The 16,339-nt window shown below is 65.5% G+C and carries 15 protein-coding genes; 6 read left to right on the top strand and 9 right to left on the bottom strand.

What is annotated here, in order from left to right:
- Positions 1-47: 47 nt before the first annotated feature.
- Positions 48-755 carry a GntR family transcriptional regulator gene (locus DC363_RS15320; protein ID WP_241963036.1) on the bottom strand — a complete coding sequence of 236 codons (708 nt, stop codon included), beginning with the start codon at positions 753-755 and terminating at the stop codon, positions 48-50.
- 308 nt (positions 756-1,063) lie between these two features.
- On the opposite strand from DC363_RS15320, the gene DC363_RS15315 reads away from it, so the two are divergent.
- The 5 genes from DC363_RS15315 to DC363_RS15295 all read left to right on the top strand — a co-directional run bounded on the left by DC363_RS15315 (position 1,064) and on the right by DC363_RS15295 (position 5,246).
- Entirely contained in the window at positions 1,064-1,816 is a 753-nt protein-coding gene (locus DC363_RS15315; protein WP_108642033.1) for an amino acid ABC transporter substrate-binding protein, read from the top strand.
- 5 nt (positions 1,817-1,821) lie between these two features.
- On the top strand, positions 1,822-2,496 hold the full coding sequence (locus tag DC363_RS15310; RefSeq protein ID WP_108642032.1) for an amino acid ABC transporter permease: 675 nt from the start codon (positions 1,822-1,824) through the stop codon (positions 2,494-2,496).
- A complete protein-coding gene (locus DC363_RS15305; protein WP_108642031.1) occupies positions 2,493-3,254 on the top strand; it encodes an amino acid ABC transporter ATP-binding protein in 762 nt (253 codons plus the stop codon). Before DC363_RS15310 ends, DC363_RS15305 begins: the two co-directional genes overlap by 4 nt.
- A gap of 183 nt (positions 3,255-3,437) precedes the next feature.
- Entirely contained in the window at positions 3,438-3,587 is a 150-nt protein-coding gene (locus DC363_RS16900) for a hypothetical protein (RefSeq protein ID WP_158270892.1), read from the top strand.
- Between the two features lie 42 nt (positions 3,588-3,629).
- Positions 3,630-5,246 (top strand): GMC family oxidoreductase, encoded by a 1,617-nt coding sequence (locus DC363_RS15295; protein ID WP_108642029.1) that lies wholly within the window; start codon positions 3,630-3,632, stop codon positions 5,244-5,246.
- On the opposite strand, the gene phoB is transcribed toward DC363_RS15295, so the two are convergent.
- The 6 genes from phoB to DC363_RS15265 are packed head-to-tail and all read right to left on the bottom strand — an operon-like array spanning position 5,243 to position 11,205.
- Positions 5,243-5,923 (bottom strand): phosphate regulon transcriptional regulator PhoB, encoded by a 681-nt coding sequence (phoB, locus tag DC363_RS15290; RefSeq protein ID WP_108642028.1) that lies wholly within the window; start codon positions 5,921-5,923, stop codon positions 5,243-5,245. The two genes, DC363_RS15295 and phoB, sit on opposite strands and share 4 nt — an antisense overlap.
- Positions 5,916-6,635 carry a phosphate signaling complex protein PhoU gene (phoU, locus tag DC363_RS15285; RefSeq protein WP_108642027.1) on the bottom strand — a complete coding sequence of 240 codons (720 nt, stop codon included), beginning with the start codon at positions 6,633-6,635 and terminating at the stop codon, positions 5,916-5,918. Before phoU ends, phoB begins: the two co-directional genes overlap by 8 nt.
- A gap of 9 nt (positions 6,636-6,644) precedes the next feature.
- Complete coding sequence (gene pstB, locus DC363_RS15280; RefSeq protein ID WP_422396414.1) at positions 6,645-7,454, bottom strand: phosphate ABC transporter ATP-binding protein PstB; 810 nt, start codon at positions 7,452-7,454, stop codon at positions 6,645-6,647.
- Positions 7,454-8,728: a phosphate ABC transporter permease PstA gene (gene pstA / locus DC363_RS15275; protein ID WP_241963035.1), complete on the bottom strand. Its 1,275-nt coding sequence runs from the start codon at positions 8,726-8,728 to the stop codon at positions 7,454-7,456. The genes pstB and pstA overlap by 1 nt, the downstream gene beginning before the upstream one ends.
- Positions 8,729-8,741: 13 nt before the next feature.
- Positions 8,742-10,118, bottom strand: a complete 1,377-nt coding sequence (gene pstC / locus DC363_RS15270) for a phosphate ABC transporter permease subunit PstC (protein WP_108642024.1) — start codon at positions 10,116-10,118, stop codon at positions 8,742-8,744.
- A 58-nt stretch (positions 10,119-10,176) separates the two neighbouring features.
- Entirely contained in the window at positions 10,177-11,205 is a 1,029-nt protein-coding gene (locus tag DC363_RS15265) for a substrate-binding domain-containing protein (protein WP_108642023.1), read from the bottom strand.
- Between the two features lie 171 nt (positions 11,206-11,376).
- On the opposite strand from DC363_RS15265, the gene DC363_RS15260 reads away from it, so the two are divergent.
- On the top strand, positions 11,377-12,381 hold the full coding sequence (locus DC363_RS15260; RefSeq protein ID WP_108642022.1) for an ATP-binding protein: 1,005 nt from the start codon (positions 11,377-11,379) through the stop codon (positions 12,379-12,381).
- Between the two features lie 53 nt (positions 12,382-12,434).
- Here DC363_RS15260 and DC363_RS15255 read toward each other — a convergent pair whose 3' ends face one another.
- Both DC363_RS15255 and DC363_RS15250 read right to left on the bottom strand, forming a co-directional pair.
- Positions 12,435-15,053, bottom strand: a complete 2,619-nt coding sequence (locus tag DC363_RS15255; protein ID WP_108642021.1) for an AAA family ATPase — start codon at positions 15,051-15,053, stop codon at positions 12,435-12,437.
- On the bottom strand, positions 15,050-16,186 hold the full coding sequence (locus DC363_RS15250) for a metallophosphoesterase family protein (RefSeq protein WP_241963034.1): 1,137 nt from the start codon (positions 16,184-16,186) through the stop codon (positions 15,050-15,052). Before DC363_RS15250 ends, DC363_RS15255 begins: the two co-directional genes overlap by 4 nt.
- Positions 16,187-16,339 lie beyond the last annotated feature (153 nt).

The following is a 16,339-nucleotide window of genomic DNA, read 5'->3' as shown; positions in this document are numbered from 1 at the left end:
TAGCGGCCGAAGCTCGGCGCGTCCTGCGCGCCCGTGCGGCCCCCGTTTCAAAACAGATTTGTCGCTTCGCGCATCTGTTCAAGAACCCGACGGCCGCTGCGGCTGATGCCTTCGCGAATATCGCTGTCGATGGCCCCCACGAGCGCCGCAACATCGCGGCTGCGCAGGGCGGCGACGATTTCCTTGTGCCGGTCTATGACGTAGAATTCCTTGACGTTCTTGACGACCTGTCGCTGGAACGGCCCCAATTGCAGCCAGACGCTTTCGATGGCGGGGATCGAGACCTGATGCGGGTTGGCCGAATAGAGTTGCCGGTGGAAATCCTGATTGAGAAGCGTCAGGTCGTCGTGACGCTCTTCCCCCATGGCGCGGTCCATCTGCAGGTCGAGCGCTTCAAGCTGGTCGATCATGATGTCCGACACATAGGGCAGGGCGCGTTCGGCAGCGTGCACCTCAAGGGCGACCCGCAGGGCGACCAGTTCCTCGAACCGGCCAAGGGTCATCATCGGGATGGTCATGCGCCGGTTGGGCAGCATCTGGATCGCGTTCTCGGAGCCCAGACGGCGCACCGCTTCGCGCACCGGCGTCGGGCTGACCCCCAGCGTTTCGGCGAGCCCCCGCATCGTCAGCGTGGTGCCCGGAGCGATGGTCCCGATCATGATGCCATGGCGCAGCCGCGCATAGACGGCCTCTTGCTCGGTCGCGCCCTGAGCCATGGGGCTGAGGGGGATGTCCAGTGTCTCTGGGGTGGTCAAGATCCTGCTCCCGTCGCTTGGGATGCAGGATAGTGGGATTCACACGGCAAAGGCAAAGCATTTGCCGATGCGCGGGGTCGGGGTGAGTCGCGTTGTGGCCGCGAAAGCTGGAGGCCAGATAGGGGACAACGGACCGGTATGGGCCAAAAACCGGTCAGCGTGCTGAAATAACGTTCTGCAAAGCGTCCCTGCGGAGGGTTGGCGTTCCGGCTGGGGCGAGAATTTCACGACGTTGAACCTCTCTGCAGTGGGCCGGTTGAAGGCCCCGACGGATGGGTTAGGTGCAGCGCGAACACGAGGAGTACCACATGAAAAAATCGTTTACCATCGCCGCACTCGCCTTGTCCGCCTCTCTGGGCGCAGCCCATGCCGAGACGCTGAACGTGGGCATGTCGGGCGGCTATTTCCCGTTCACTTTCGTCAAGCTGGACGAGCTGCAAGGCTTCGAGGTCGACTTTATGAACGCCATCGCCGCAGAGACCGGGGACGAGGTGAACTTCGTCACCATGTCCTTCTCCGGTCTGGTCGGCGCGCTTGAGACCGGCCGCATCGACACCATCGCCAACCAGATCACCATCACCCCCGAGCGCGAGGAAAAGTTCGTCTTTTCCCAGCCTTACGTCTTCGACGGCGCACAGGTGGTGGTCAAGGCCGGGGCCGAGGATGCCATCACCGGACCGGACGATCTGAGCGGCAAGACCGTGGCGGTGAACCTTGGTTCGAACTTCGAGGATCTGCTCAACGCGCTGCCCAATGCGGACGAGATCGACGTGCGGACTTATGAGAGCAACATTGCGCAGGACACGGCCCTTGGCCGCGTGGACGCCTTCGTGATGGACCGCGTGTCTTCGGCGCAGTTGATTGCCGAAAGCCCGCTGCCGCTGGCGCTGGCCGGCGCACCCTTCAGCGAAATCCGCAATGCCCTGCCGTTCCGCGACGACGCCGAGGGCCGCGCCCTGCGTGACCGGATCAATGCGGCGATCACCACCCTGAAAGACGACGGCACGCTGGCCGAAATCTCTCAGAAGTGGTTCGGCGCTAACATCACCGTCGCTGAATAGCCGCCATGCGGGGGCTTGATCTGGACTACATGGCGGACCTTGTCCCCGTGCTTTTGGGCTATGTCCCGCTGACGCTGTTCATGGCGTTGGTGGGCATGGCCTTCGCGCTTGTGCTGGCGTCGATTCTGGCGGTAGAGCGGGTGTTCCGCGTGCCGGTGCTGGACCTTTTCGTGCGTCTGTTCATCAGCTTCTTTCGCGGCACGCCGCTGTTGGTGCAGCTTTTCCTGTTCTACTACGGGTTGCCGCAGGTGCTGTCCTTTCTCACCACGATCGACGGGGTCACCGCGACGATCATGGGGCTGACGCTGCATTTCTCGGCCTATATGGCCGAAAGCATCCGCGCGGCGATCCTTGGCGTGGATCGCAGCCAATGGGAAGCCGCGCAGGCCGTGGGTATGACCCAAAGCCAGATGATGCGGCAGATCATCCTGCCTCAGGCCGCCCGCGTCGCGGCGCCAACGCTGGTGAACTATTTCATCGACATGATCAAAGGCACGTCGCTTGCGTTCACGCTGGGGGTGACCGAGCTTATGGGGGCGACGCAGAAGGAAGCCGCTGGGAGTTTTCTGTATTTCGAGGCGTTTTTAGTGGTGGCGGCGCTGTATTGGGTGATGGTCGAAGCCTTGTCCTTCGCTCAGCGACATCTGGAAACCTACCTCAACAAGGCCTACGCGCGATGACACAGGCAGACGGAATATCGATCTCGGGACTGAGCAAGGCCTTCGCATCCGCGCCGGTGCTGCGCGACATCTCTCTCGACATCGCCCCGGGCGAACGGGTGGTGGTTATCGGACCCTCCGGAACAGGGAAATCGACGTTGCTGCGGTGCATCAATTTTCTCGACCGGCCCGATGCGGGAACGATCCGGGTGGGCGATCTGGCGGTGGATGCGGCCTCGGCGTCGCGGCGCGATATTCTGGCATTGCGGCGCCGCACTGCCTTCGTGTTCCAGAACTACGCGCTCTTTGCCAACAAGACCGCGCGCGAGAATATCACGCAAGCGCTGGTCACCGTCAAAGGCCTGACTCGGGCCGAAGCGAACGCGCGCGCTGATGAGACGCTTCGCGAAACCGGCCTGCTTGAGAAAGCGGATGCCTATCCGGCCGCGCTGTCCGGGGGCCAGCAGCAACGGGTCGGCATCGGTCGCGCCATGGCGCTCGACGCCGATCTGATGCTGTTCGATGAGCCGACCTCGGCGCTGGATCCCGAATGGGTGGGTGAGGTGCTCGACCTCATGCGGCGCGTGGCCGAACGGCGGCAGACCATGCTGATCGTCACCCACGAGATGCAATTCGCGCGCGAGATTGCCGACCGGATCATCTTCATGACCGGCGGGCAGATCGTAGAGCAAGGCCCGCCCGCGCAGGTGCTCAACGCACCGCAAGACCCCCGAACGCAGGCCTTCCTGCGCCGGGTTGAGAAGACCGGCGCGGTCTAGCCCCGGATCACGGGCCCGCAGGCCCCGAGCACGTCCCCGGCGGGGAGACTGGGGCCACCGAGGCACAGCGCTACCGGGACGTGATCAACGGTGATGCGGAGCCGACATCTGATTCGGCTGAAGAGTTTCCTGGGTATTGCGGCGCGCATAGGCCTCCCCGGGGTTGCAGTCGCCACCGGTTGCGTGGCCAACTACGAAGAGGGGCTGGCGCGGATGACGCGGGTCAAACAGGTGTTTGATCCCGACCCCGTGATGCAGGAGCATTACGCCGCGCGCTATCGGACCTATCTGGGCCTGACCGAAGCGATGCAGGGGTTCTGGGCCACCCAATAGGCCAATCGCGCCGGATAGAAGCGCAGCAAAGGGAGCGCGGGAATGACAGGGACGACACCGCTTGAGGGCGAGTATGATTACATCATCGTCGGGGCGGGCACCGCCGGCTGCGTGCTGGCCAATCGGCTAAGTGAGGACCCGAAGACGCGGGTGCTGCTGCTTGAGGCGGGCGGGTCGGACAACTACCACTGGGTGCGCATCCCCGTGGGCTATCTGTACTGCATCGGCAATCCGCGCACCGACTGGATGATGACAACCGCACCCGAAGCAGGCTTGAATGGACGGTCGCTGACCTATCCACGGGGCAAGGTTCTGGGCGGCTGTTCCTCGGTCAACGGCATGATCTACATGCGCGGGCAGGCGGCGGATTACGATCATTGGCGGCAGTTGGGCAATACCGGCTGGGGCTGGGACGATGTGTTGCCCTATTTCCTGAAATCAGAGGATCACCACGGCGGCGACAGCGAGATGCACCGCGCCGGTGGCCAATGGAAGGTCGCACCGCAACGGATGAAGTGGGACATTCTGAAAGCGGTGCAGGAGGGCGCGAAAGAGTTCGGCATCCAGCCGCGTGCGGACTTCAATGATGGGAACAACGAAGGGTCCGGCTTTTTCGAGGTGAACCAGAAGAACGGCGTGCGCTGGAATACCGCGCGCGGGTTTCTGCGTCCGGCAATGAAACGGCCCAACCTGCGGGTGCTGACCCATGCCCATACGGATCACCTGATCCTTGAGGGGCAGCAGGTGCGCGGCGTGCAGTTTCGCCGCAAGGGGCAGACGTTCCGCGCGATGGCGCGGGGCGAGGTGTTGCTGGCGGCGGGGGCGATCAACTCGCCCAAGATCATTGAGCTGTCGGGCATCGGTCAGCCCGACGTGCTCGCCGCCCACGGCATCACGCCGCGCCACGACAGCCCCGGCGTGGGCGAGAACCTGCAAGACCATCTGCAAATCCGCACCGTGTTCAAGGTGCAGAACGCCAAGACGCTCAACACCATGGCCAACAGCCTGATCGGCAAAGCGAAAATCGCGGCACACTACGGGCTGACGCGCTCGGGGCCGATGTCGATGGCGCCCAGTCAGTTCGGCATCTTCACCAAGTCCGATCCCGCCATGGCGACGCCGGATCTGGAATATCACGTGCAGCCGCTGTCCACAGACAAGCTGGGCGACCCGCTGCATCCCTTTCCGGCGATCACGGTGTCGGTCTGCAATCTGCGCCCCGAAAGCGTCGGCGCGAGCCACATCGCGTCCCCCGCGCAGGACGAACAGCCCGAGATTCGCCTGAACTACCTGTCGGCCGAGAAGGATCGCCGTGTGGCGGTCGCCTCGGTCAAACAGGCGCGCCAGATCATGACCGCCCGCGCGCTTGAGCGGTACAGCCCCGAAGAAATCCTGCCCGGCCCGGCCCGCGCCGATGATGCGGCGATACTTGACGCGGTGGGTGATATAGCAACGACGATTTTCCACCCCGTCGGCACCTGCAAGATGGGCAGTGATCCGGGGGCGGTGGTCGACACGCAGTTGCGTGTGCACGGGCTGGACGGTCTGCGGGTCGTGGATGCTTCGATCATGCCAAAGATCGTTTCTGGCAACACCGCATCGCCCGTGGTGATGATCGCCGAGAAGGCAGCGGACATGATCATGGGCCGCAGGCCCTAGCCGATGGCATAGCCTTTCCCGCGCACCGTGCGCAGGCGGCTGGCCTCGGGTCCCAGAGATTTGCGCAAGCGGCTGATGTGGACGTCGACCGTGCGGCTTTCCACGTAAAGATCGCGACCCCAGACCCGGTCGAGCAATTGCTCGCGCTCGAAAACACGGTCCGGCCGTTCCATCAGCGTGCGGAGGAGCTTGAACTCCAGCGGGCCAAGGGCGACCTCTTGTCCGGCCACATGCACGCGGTGGGTCCCGGTGTTCATCTCGATTCCGGCGACGCGGATCGTCTCAGCGCCGCCCCCTCCGTTGCGCCTGAGGGCGGCCCGCACGCGGGCCAGCAATTCCGCCACCGAATAGGGCTTCGTCATGTAATCATGCGCCCCGACATCCAGCCCGCGCACGATGTCATTCTCTTCGGCGCGCGCGGTGAGCATGATGATCGGCACGTCCTGCGTTTGCGGCCGCGCGCGGATGCGGCGGGCGAGCTCATAGCCCGAGACGCCCGGCATCATCCAGTCCAGAAGAACAAGATCGGGCGTCTGCTCAAGCAGCATGAGGTCGGCTTCCTCACCATCGCCGGCGCAGCGCACCTGATAGCCGGCCTTGCGCAGGTTGTAGGTGAGGACCGCAAGCTGCGAGGGTTCATCCTCGACCACCAATATCTGCTCGCCCCCGTCAGCCATCGCGCAGGTCCGACAGGTTGAGCGAGGTCACATCCTGCTTGGGCCGCGCGTCATCGGGCCGCTCGCCGGTGACAAGATAGATCGCCTGTTCCGACAGGTTCGTCGCATGATCACCCACCCGTTCAATGTTCTTGGCGATGAAGTGGAGGTGCATTGCCGGGGCGATGGTGCGGGGATCTTCCATCATATGGGTCAGCAGTTCGCGAAACAGCGAATTGTAGAGCTGATCGACCTCAAGATCCCGGTCGATGACGTCGCGCGCCTTGTCCAGATCGCGCGAGACATAGGCATCCAGCGCGTCGGCCAGCATGCTTTCCACCACGCGCGACATGCGGCGCAACGTGCCATTCAGGGTCGAGGCATAGCGGAATTGCTCCAGCACCCGCATCCGTTTCGCCATGTTGCGGGCGTAATCGCCGCAGCGTTCCAGCGTGCTGGCCATGGTCAACACCGACAGAACGGTCCGCAGGTCGCCCGCGGTGGGCGCACGCAATGCGATGACGCGTTCGACCTCCGCGCCGATTTCGAGTTCCAGATCGTCGATTACCCGGTCCCCGGCCTTGACCCGTTCGGCCAGTTCAAGATCGCCCTGCTGCAGGGCGGTCATGGCATCGTGCAACGCGGTTTCGACCAACCCGCCCATGCGCAGCATGAGCGCTTGAATGTGTTCCAGATCCGCGTCGAACGCCGATGAGATGTGTTCTGTCTTCATGCTTCTGCCTTATCCGATCCGACCGGTGATGTAAGCCTCTGTGCGCGGGTCCCGCGGGTTGGTGAAAACCGCGTCCGTGTCACCCAACTCTACCATATGCCCCAGATGAAAGAACGCCGTGCGGTGGCTGACCCGCGCGGCCTGCTGCATCGAATGGGTGACGATCACGATCGAAAACCGCGACGACAGCTCGGCGATCAGCTCTTCGATCTGGGCGGTGGCAATGGGGTCGAGGGCGGAGCAGGGCTCATCCATCAGCAAGACTTCGGGCCGGGTGGCGATGGCCCGTGCGATACACAGCCGCTGTTGCTGCCCGCCGGACAGGCCGGTGCCGGGCGCGGTCAGGCGGTCCTTCACCTCGTCCCACAGGGCGGCCTTGCGCAGGGCCGTCTCAACGATGTCCGCCAGTTCGTCCCGGCCCTGCGCCAGCCCGTGGATCCGCGGCCCGTAGGCTACGTTGTCGAAGATCGATTTCGAGAACGGGTTGGGCTTCTGGAAGACCATGCCGACGCGGGCGCGAAGCTGGACGGGGTCGATGCGCGGATCGAAGATATCCTCACCCTCAAGCGTAATCCCGCCCGACACACGGCACGAGGGGATCGTGTCGTTCATCCGGTTGAAACAGCGCAGGAAGGTGGATTTACCGCAGCCCGACGGGCCGATGAAAGCGGTGACGCTGCGGTCGGGGATGGCGATGGACACATCGTGCAGCGCCTGTGTCTCGCCGTAATGGACGTTGACGCCGCGCGCGTCGATCTTGGGGGCGCGCGGGGCGGCGGTTGCGCGCATATCGGGGGCGGGGGCCATGCTATCCAGCATTACCATTTCCTTTCCAGTTTGTTGCGCAGGAAGACTGCGACGGCGTTCATTGTGATGAGAAAGCCCAAAAGCACCAAAATCGCGGCCGAGGTGCGGCTGGCAAAGCCGCGCTCGGGGCTGTCGGCCCAGATGAAGATCTGCGTCGGCAAGGCGGTGGCGCTGGACAGCGGGCCGTCGGGGGCCGAGGTGATGAAGGCGTTCATGCCGATCAGCAGCAGCGGCGCGGTCTCCCCCAAGGCCTGCGCCAGACCGATGATCGTCCCGGTGAGGATCCCGGGCATCGCCAGTGGCAGCACGTGGCCGAAGACCACCTGTTGTCGTGACGCGCCCAGCCCGAGGGCGGCTTCGCGGATCGACGCGGGCACGGCTTTCAATGCGGCGCGGGTGGCAATGATGATCGTGGGCATAGTCATCAACGCAAGGGTCATGCCGCCGACCAGCGGCGCCGAGCGGGGCAGCCCGAACCAGCCGATGAAGACCGACAGCGCCAGAAGCCCGTAAACGACCGAAGGCACCGCGGCGAGGTTGTTGATATTGACCTCGATCAGGGTGCTGAACCGGTTCCGCGGGGCCAGTTCCTCAAGATAGATCGCCGCCCCGATGCCCAGCGGGAAGGAGATCAGAAAGCACACAATTAAGGCCCAGGCCGATCCGATCAACGCGCCCTTGAGGCCGGCGAGCTCGGGAAAGCGGCTGTCGGCGTTGACCAGCAACCCCCAGTTCAGGGGCGTCGAAATCAGCCCCGCCGCCTGAAGCTGGGTGAACATGGCGATCTGGTCGTCGTCTAGCCGCCGGTTGGCCTCGGGGGTGTCGGGGTCGATCGCCCCCTTGTTGAGCTGGTCGTAGGGGTCGGACACCGGCACGGTGAGGGTTATGGTCTGGCCGATCAGCGACGGGTCGGCGGCCACACGGTCGCGCAGCTGGAACTGCGCGCCGTTCGACAGGATCGCCCCCACGCGGCGGCGCGTGCTTCGTTCATCAAGGGCCACCCCGTCAAGCGCGCGGCCCAACGCTGCGACGAGCACCTCGTCAAAGCCGCCCCGGGGCAGACGGTCTTCGCGGATTTCGTCGGGATCGACATAGACCTCAAGGGTCGCGTGGGTCTGGACAAAGGCGCTGTGCCCGGTCGAGATCAGCGACAAGAACAGCGCGCCGAGCATCGCGAAGGCAAACAGGATCGCGAGCAGGCCCGAGGCGCGCAAGAGCCGTTCCTTGCGCCTGCGCCGCCCGAGCGACGCTTGCACCCGGTCCAGTGTCGTGAGTTGCGGTGTCATGGGAATTGCGTCCTCAGTCATAGGTTTCGCGGTATTTCTGAACCACACGGATCGCCAGGATGTTGATCATCAAGGTGACGAGGAACAGCATCGTGCCCAAGGCAAAGGCGGCCAGCGTCTTGGGGTTGTCAAAGGCGGTGTCGCCGATCAGCAGGGTCACGATCTGCACGGTGACCGTCGTCACACTGTCCAGCGGGTTCAGCGTCAGCCGGGCGATCAGCCCTGCGGCCATGACCACGATCATCGTCTCGCCGATGGCGCGGCTGACGGCCAGAAGGACGCCGCCGACGATCCCCGGCAAGGCCGCGGGAAACAGCACCTTGAGCATCGTTTCCGCGCGCGTCGATCCCAGCGCCAGCGCCCCGTCGCGCAACGCCTGTGGGACCGCCGACAGCGCATCATCGGCGAAAGAGGTGATGAACGGGATCAGCATCACCCCCATGACCAATCCGGCCGCAAGCGCCGAGTTGGGCGCGACGTCGAGCCCCAGCGCGTCGCCCAAACGGCGCATCGCGGGCGAGATGACGAGAATGGCAAAGAACCCGTAAACCACCGTCGGCACCCCGGCGAGCACTTCAAGCACCGGTTTGGCGACACGTTTGAACCGCCGATGGGCAAATTCATTAAGATAGATCGCGGCGAAAAGCCCCGTGGGCACCGCCACGACCAGCGCGACCACAGTCACCACCAGCGTGCCGACCAGCACCGGGGTCCAGCCAAAGGCGCCAGAGGCTGCGACCTGATCCTCGCGGATCGGGATCTGCGGCTCCCAGTTCAGGCCGAACAAAAACTCGCTCAGGGGAACTTTTTGCAGGAATTTCGCGGTCTCGAACAGCAGCGCCGCGACAATCCCGGCCGTGGTCAGAAGGGCGACCGCGCAACAGGCGAACATTACCGCATGGGTCAACCGCTCGCTGCCCTGCCGCGCGCGCAACTCCGGTGTGAACCGTCGACGGCGAAGCGTCAGAACCCCGATGGACAGGCAAGTGAGGCTCACCAGCAGGGCCACCGCGGACCCGGTCCGGAAGGCGGTCAAGCGGTCGGCTGCCTTTTGTTTCCACGGCTCCGGCGTTCCGAAAGTCTGGCCACGGGCAAGGGAATGGATCTCGGCCATGACCAGATCCATGGCACCGGCGGAGGCGGCGTCTCCGTCAGGCGGCGGCAGGCTGCGCCGGATCAGATGGTCGATGATCACGTCGTCCAGCGCCAGCCAGACCAGCGCCAGCAGAAGCGCAGAGGTCAGAACGGTCAAAGCGGCGAAAAGCCCGTGATACTGGGGGCTTGAGTGCAAGCGCGCGCCGCCGGAGCGCAAGGACGCCGCCGCGCGGTGGTTCACCGCATAGGCCAGCATCGCGCCGACAAGAAGCAAAACAAAGGGCAAGAGGGTCATGGGCCGGGCCTTCGGGCATGCCGAACCCCGGTGGGGTTCGGCTGTTTTCGTATCTGCATCAGTTCAGCGTCATAGGAACGGCGGCCAACACGCGGTCCTGCAGCGCGCCGCGGGCCTCATCGGACAGGGCAACCAGACCGCGCTCGGCGAGATAGCCGTCCGCCTCAAGCGCGTCGTCGGACATGTATTCCTCGATGAACGCGTCCAGGTTCGGGATCACCCCGCGGTGGGCGTTCTTGAAATAGACGAACAGAGGGCGCGAGATCGGGTAGGATTTGTCGGCAATGGTCTCGGTCGAGGGGGAGACGCCTTCGATCTGCACACCCTTGAGCACGTCGAGGTTCTCGTACAGGAAGGAGAAGCCGAAAATCCCCATGGCATTCTCGTCCGCGTTCAGACGTTGCACGATCAGGTTGTCGTTCTCGCCCGCTTCCACGAACGGCCCGTCCTGACGCATGCGCGAGCAGTTTTCACCCACCCAATCGGAGTCGAAGCCGGAGGTCTTGACGAAGTCGAGGCGTTTGCAGCCCTCGTGCATCACTAGCTCGACAAAGGCATCCCGCGTGCCCGAGGTCGGGGGCGGGCCGTAGGCCAGAATGTCGATGGCGGGCAAGTCCGGGTTCACATCCGCCCAGGTCTGGTGCGGGTTGTCGGCCCATTCCCCGTCCACGGGCACCTGCGCGGCCAGCGCCAGATAGATCTCTTCAAGGGACAGGTCCCATTCGGTGTCGCTGTCGCGCGAGATCGCGATCGACAGCCCGTCGTAGCCGATAAGCGCTTCGGAGACTTCGGTCACGCCATTCTCTTCGCACAGCGCATATTCCGAAGGCTTCATCGCGCGCGAGGCACCGGTGAGATCGGGGAAGGCCGCGCCAATACCGCCGCAGAACACCTTCATGCCGCCGCCGGTCCCGGTGGATTCGACGATGGGCGAGGGGGCGCCGGTCAGGTTCGCGAAATTTTCGGCCACGGCCTGGGTGTAGGGAAACACGGTGGACGACCCGACAATGCGGATTTCGTCGCGGGCCAGGGCGGGTGAGGCAAGAAGCAGGCCGGTCGCGGCCATGGAAAGGGTTCGAGTCAGCATATCGTTTCCGTTCTTGGTTGCCGTCCAGATGACGGTGCCCTGTGCCTAGCGGGCCGATGTGACGGTTTTACAAAGCTTCTGTAACAGGCGTGTGACATCTGCCTTTTTATTTCGAGGCTCGAAACGCGCAGCGGGTTTGGCTATGCAGACCACAGCTTTGGAGGTGCCGTCATGGACGACTACGGGATCGAGGCCATTCCGGTGCCGGCCCTTGTGATTTCCGACCAAGACAGTGTCGCGGCCTGCAATGGGGCGTTCCGCGCGCTGTTTCCCCATGCGCAGGCCGGGCGCAGCTATCTCACCGTGCTGCGGCACGCCAACCTTGTGCGCCTTGTTGAGTCCACGCGTGGGGGCACCCCAGCCGGGGCCGAGGAATTGACGTTGCGGGGCCGCGCCCGGGGCGTGTTCAACGCAACGGGCGCGAAACTGCCCTCGGGCGATGTCCTTGTTTGTCTGCAGGACGTCAGCGAAACCGCCAAGGCCATCGAGACGCGCCGCAATTTCGTGACCGACCTCAGCCATGAGCTCAAGTCACCGATGACGGCGATCACCGGCATATTGGAGACCTGCACGGAAGACCCCGACGCGGTGGCGCCTTTCCTGCCGGTGCTCAGCGGCGAAGTTGCCCGCATGAACGCGCTGGTGGCCGATCTGCTTACCTTATCACGGGTCGAAGCCAACGAGCGGCGCGCGCCGGACGCTCAGATCGTGCTGCAAACGGTCATCACCGAGGCCTGTACCCCCTTGGCCGTGGTCGCAAAACGGGCGCAGGTGCGAATCGAAACCTCGCTGCCGGACCGGCCCCTGTGCGTGCGGGCCAACGCGGGCGAGATGTTCCGGGCGATCACCAATCTGGTTGAGAATGCCGTCCGATACAGCGAAGCCGGTGGCGTTGTGACCGTGGCCTGCGCCCCTGTGTCGGGCAGCGCGGGCGGCGCCGGACCTTGGGCGCAGGTGCGGGTCAGCGACACCGGCGGCGGTGTCGAAGCCCACCACATCCCCCGGCTGACGGAACGGTTCTACCGCGTTGACGATCATCGCTCCCGCGGGTCCGGGGGCAGCGGTCTGGGCCTTGCCATCGTCAAACACATCGTGACCCGGCACCGTGGCCGCATGACGTTCGAGAGCGCGCCGGGCGAAGGCTCACAGGTGACGCTGCTGCTTCCCATGGAGTGACGGGGCAGGGCGTCGGCGGTGTTCGGGCAGGCCTTCCCTGATCGCGCCGGTTTTCAGTCCGTGACCGGGCCGGCTGTGCCAAGCGGCGCAAGGCGCAGGGCTTTGCCGCCCAGATCTCGGAACGCGCGTTGGCGGCAGGTCAGCACGATGATCTGCAGATCGCTCGCCTGTCGATGCAGCGCGTCGAACATGCGCTCGATCCTGTCGTCGTCGGTAAAGACCAACGCATCGTCCAGAATGACCGGCGCGCCCCGTCCCGAGGCGGAGAGCATCCGTGCAAAGGCCAGCCGGACCAGCAGAGCCACCTGTTCCTGCGTGCCCCCCGACAGCACGTCAATCGGTTCGGTCACGCCATTCCGGGTGAGCGTGTCAGGCAGGAGCGATTCCTCGCCCCAGGTCAGCTCGGCCTCGGGCCAGAGCAGATGCAGCAGCGGTTTCAACTCCTTCGCAATGGGGGTGAAATAGCGTTCGCGCGCCTCGTTCCGTGCCGCTTCGAGCGCCTGTTCAAGCCGGGTGAGCACGGCGACCTCGCGCTCGACCCGCGCAAGGTTGGCCTGCGCGGCCTCAAGCTGCTGGTCCGCCTCGGCCAGCCGTTCCTCGACCGCGTCGCCGGAGGAGCGGCTGATGCGCTCGTCCAGTCGGGCGAGCAGGGGCTTAAGGCGGGCGATGTCCTCGGTCGCGCGGGCGACGATGGACTCGGCGCGGTCCAGTGCGGCTTTGGTCGCCGCGAGGTCCGGCGCATCTTTCGCTTTGGCGGCATACGCCTCTTGCGCAGTGCCATAGGCGGCGGCAGCGGCTTCTGCTTCAGCGGCCAGATCGGCTTCGGACCGGTCGCCCGCCGTCGCCCGCGCATCCTGCGCCCGTTTCAGGCGGTCGCGGAGCGAGGTGAGCGTGGTCTCGGTCCGCATCGCCTCGGCGCGGGCATCCGCATGGCGCTCGGACGCAGCTTCCCGTGCAAGGCGTGCGGCCTCGAGCGCTGTGCGGGCTTGCGTCACCGCGGCCTCGGCCTGCTCGGGGTCGGGGGTGTCCGCATCAGCGTCGCTCTGCGGGATCTTCGCCAGCGCCGCGCGCAACTGATCGATCCCCTGCGGGGCCAGACTGTCCAGCACCGCCTTGGCCTCACCGTGGCGACGCTCGGCCTCGGCCCGTGCCGCAGCGGCATTGCGGGCCATGTCGAGATCGTCTGCGCCTGCGTCATTGAGCGCCTGTCGCAGAGCTTGGGCTGCCGCTTCGACCGAGGTGTCGTCATGTCCGCCCTCACCGGGGCGCACCTCAAGCGTGCCGACGCCGTCGATGGTCAGGCGCGTGGCGCGGGGCAGAGGCAGGGGGGCGCCGTCGCGCAGGGGCGTATCGCCGACGCGGATCGCGCCGCTGCGGCCTTCGGCATACTGCGCGATGACCTGCGTCACCGTGGCGTCGCGGGTGGCAATGGCCGTCGCATGGGCCTGCGCCAGCGTCTCGAGCCGGTTGAGGGTCTTGGCGTCGGGGCCGGAGCGCGCGTCGGCGGCGGCGGTCTCCATCGCGCTGCGGGTCTGTTCGGCCTGCGCGATGCGTTCTTCAAGCTCACGCCGGCGGTCGGCCCCATCCCTGGCAGCCTGCGCCCGCAGCGCCCGCGTCCGGACAGCCTCGGCCGCCTCGAACGCCTCTTGCGCTGCGGCCAATGCGGTCTCGGCCGCATCGCGCAGTACCCGCTGCTGCTCAAGCTCGGCCTGTTTGTCCTGCGCCTCGGCTTCGGCCTGCGCGACAAGCTGCGCGGCCTCTTCCTGTTCGGTCAGCGCCGTGAGGAATGCGGTGAGGCGGCTCTGCGCGCCCTCGGCGGTCAGGCGCGCCATGTCGAGCTTGCGGGTCTCGGCCTCGACCTCTTGGGCGTGGCGTTCGGCGGCGGCATGGTTGGCGCGGGCGGCGTCAAGCCGGCTCTGGCGGTCCTGCACGGCCTCGGGGGCCTCAAGCTCGCGCAGATCGCGGCGCGTGCGGGCGCGTTCGGCCAACGCGTCGTGCAATTCCTGCGTGGTCGCGGCAAGTCCGTCGCGGTGGGTGGTGAGCGCCTCGACCTCCTCCTGCGCGTCTTTCCACGGGCCGCTCGCCTTCGGGCGCCCGGTCGCGGTGGCATAGATCAGCAGCTCCTCGCGGCAGCGTGCAAGGGCCTGATCCATCCGCCGCCCGCCGGTCATCGCCTCGACCTCTTCGCCCACAGACGTCATGAGGTCGCGGCGCGCTTCCAAAGCCGCGTCCTGTTCTTTTTTCGAGCCGCCGGTGAGCTGCGTCATACCCTGTCGCACCCAGATCAACCCGGACGGACCGCCCGCATCGTTGCCCAGCAGCTCCCCGATCCAGGCCTCGGCCGCGTCGGATTGCGCAATCAGCGTGCCGTTGCGGTGGACGGTGGCGGCGGGCTTCTGGAACCAGCGTTTGGCGACGCTGAACACGCCGTCCGCGGTCTCGACCTCGACCGTCACCTCGGGCGCGCCGCCCGCGTGGGGCCGCAGCGCGGCGACGTCCTTGTCGCGCGACCCGTGCGGCTTGAAAAACAGCGCCTGCATCGCGTCGAAGAGCGTGGATTTGCCGTGCTCGTTGGGCTCGCACAGGACGTTGAGCCCGTCGCCGATCCCGGCCACCCGGGCCGGATCGGAAAAGCGTCGCACGTTGTTCAGGGTGATGCCGCGGATCTTCATTGCGCGGCCTCCCGGACATAGGCGTAGAGCCGGGCCAGCGCGTCGGCGGCCACCTCGCGATCCTCTTGCGAGAGGCTGTCCGACTCCGCCTCATCCATCAGCCCGTCCGCCGCCAGTCGCAACGCGCCGCCGCGGTCGATCTCGTCAAGGTCCGACGGTTCATACTGGGTGCCAAGGGCGTCCGTCAGCAATTCGAAATGCGCGAAGTCGGGGGCGCAGCGGTCGGCGGCGCGCTGCAGATCCACGTGATCGGATAATCCCGCCCAGCCAGTCGCGTTCACCCGCATCAGGACGTCACGCCGACCTGTGTCGGGCAGAACCTCGTCCAGTGTTGTGGCGGCGTCCTGTCGGGGGTGCAATGGCAGGTCCACCTGCGTCCACAGGAAGCTGCCGGTTTCGACCTCGACGATCTGCGGTACCGCACCGGGGCCATCGATTGCCACGCTCAGGCAGACGCCCCGGCGGTCGTGTTTGAAGCGGTCCTGCTCGGGGCTGCCGCAATAGTGCACTCGGTCCGAGACCGCCATGCGCCCGTGCCAGTCCCCCAGCGCGAGGTAGTCGAGCCGCGCGCTGCGATCCCGGTCCGGCGCAATGGCCGCGCCGCTTTCGGTGAAATCGGTCACGCCGCCATGGGCCAGACCGATCCGCAAGGATCCTGCGTCGCTGGCCATCGTGACCAACGGCTCGGTCGGATCGCTGGCGCCCGCGCGGAAGGCGACAGGGCAGGGCAGAAGGGTCGCCGCGTCACCCATGGCGTGCGGCGTGGCTTCCACAAGCGCCACCACATTGGCCGGGGCATCGCGGTGGATCGCTTCCCACAAGGGTTCGGCGTCGCGCAGGTTGTCGTGGTTGCCCGGCAGCAGCCACCACGTCACCCCGGGGGCTTCACCCATCGCGGCCAGTGCCTGACGGATCACCGAGGGCGAGGGCGTCGCCGTATCGAAGGTGTCGCCCGCCAGCAGGACATGCGCCGCGCCCTGATCGCGCGCCACCTGTGCCAGACGACCGATCGCTGCATGCCGCGCCTCCATCAGGCGGCCGCGAATGTTGCCGTCGGCCGCTTGCGGGATATTGGCGAATTTGCGGCCAATATGAAGGTCGGACGCATGAATGAAACGGAAGGTCACGGGCATCTCCTGAAACGATTGTCGGCGACGGAGTCGCGCAGTGGTTCAAGACTTGCACAATAGGGTGACAAAACCGGTCATGGTAAAGGGCTATTGCGTTTGTGCAGGGTCTTTCGATGCCAGAACAACAGGTTCAGAACAATTGTCAATTCGAAGCAG

Origin of the sequence: Thalassorhabdomicrobium marinisediminis, from assembly GCF_003072065.1 — a bacterium.
GTDB lineage: Bacteria > Pseudomonadota > Alphaproteobacteria > Rhodobacterales > Rhodobacteraceae > Octadecabacter > Octadecabacter marinisediminis.
The sequence above is the reverse complement of the archived record's forward strand: the minus strand, read 5'-3'. Positions and strand labels throughout refer to the sequence as shown.

Excerpts from the sequence above, each read along its gene's own strand:
- DC363_RS15315 (WP_108642033.1), top strand. The coding sequence starts at position 1,064 with ATGAAAAAATCGTTTACCATCGCCGCACTCGCCTTGTCCGCCTCTCTG.
- DC363_RS15310 (WP_108642032.1), top strand. The coding sequence starts at position 1,822 with ATGCGGGGGCTTGATCTGGACTACATGGCGGACCTTGTCCCCGTGCTT.
- DC363_RS15305 (WP_108642031.1), top strand. The coding sequence starts at position 2,493 with ATGACACAGGCAGACGGAATATCGATCTCGGGACTGAGCAAGGCCTTC.
- DC363_RS15295 (WP_108642029.1), top strand. The coding sequence starts at position 3,630 with ATGACAGGGACGACACCGCTTGAGGGCGAGTATGATTACATCATCGTC.
- phoB (WP_108642028.1), bottom strand. The coding sequence starts at position 5,923 with ATGGCTGACGGGGGCGAGCAGATATTGGTGGTCGAGGATGAACCCTCG.
- phoU (WP_108642027.1), bottom strand. The coding sequence starts at position 6,635 with ATGAAGACAGAACACATCTCATCGGCGTTCGACGCGGATCTGGAACAC.
- pstB (WP_422396414.1), bottom strand. The coding sequence starts at position 7,454 with ATGCTGGATAGCATGGCCCCCGCCCCCGATATGCGCGCAACCGCCGCC.
- pstA (WP_241963035.1), bottom strand. The coding sequence starts at position 8,728 with ATGACACCGCAACTCACGACACTGGACCGGGTGCAAGCGTCGCTCGGG.
- pstC (WP_108642024.1), bottom strand. The coding sequence starts at position 10,118 with ATGACCCTCTTGCCCTTTGTTTTGCTTCTTGTCGGCGCGATGCTGGCC.
- DC363_RS15265 (WP_108642023.1), bottom strand. The coding sequence starts at position 11,205 with ATGCTGACTCGAACCCTTTCCATGGCCGCGACCGGCCTGCTTCTTGCC.
- DC363_RS15260 (WP_108642022.1), top strand. The coding sequence starts at position 11,377 with ATGGACGACTACGGGATCGAGGCCATTCCGGTGCCGGCCCTTGTGATT.
- DC363_RS15255 (WP_108642021.1), bottom strand. The coding sequence starts at position 15,053 with ATGAAGATCCGCGGCATCACCCTGAACAACGTGCGACGCTTTTCCGAT.
- DC363_RS15250 (WP_241963034.1), bottom strand. The coding sequence starts at position 16,186 with ATGCCCGTGACCTTCCGTTTCATTCATGCGTCCGACCTTCATATTGGC.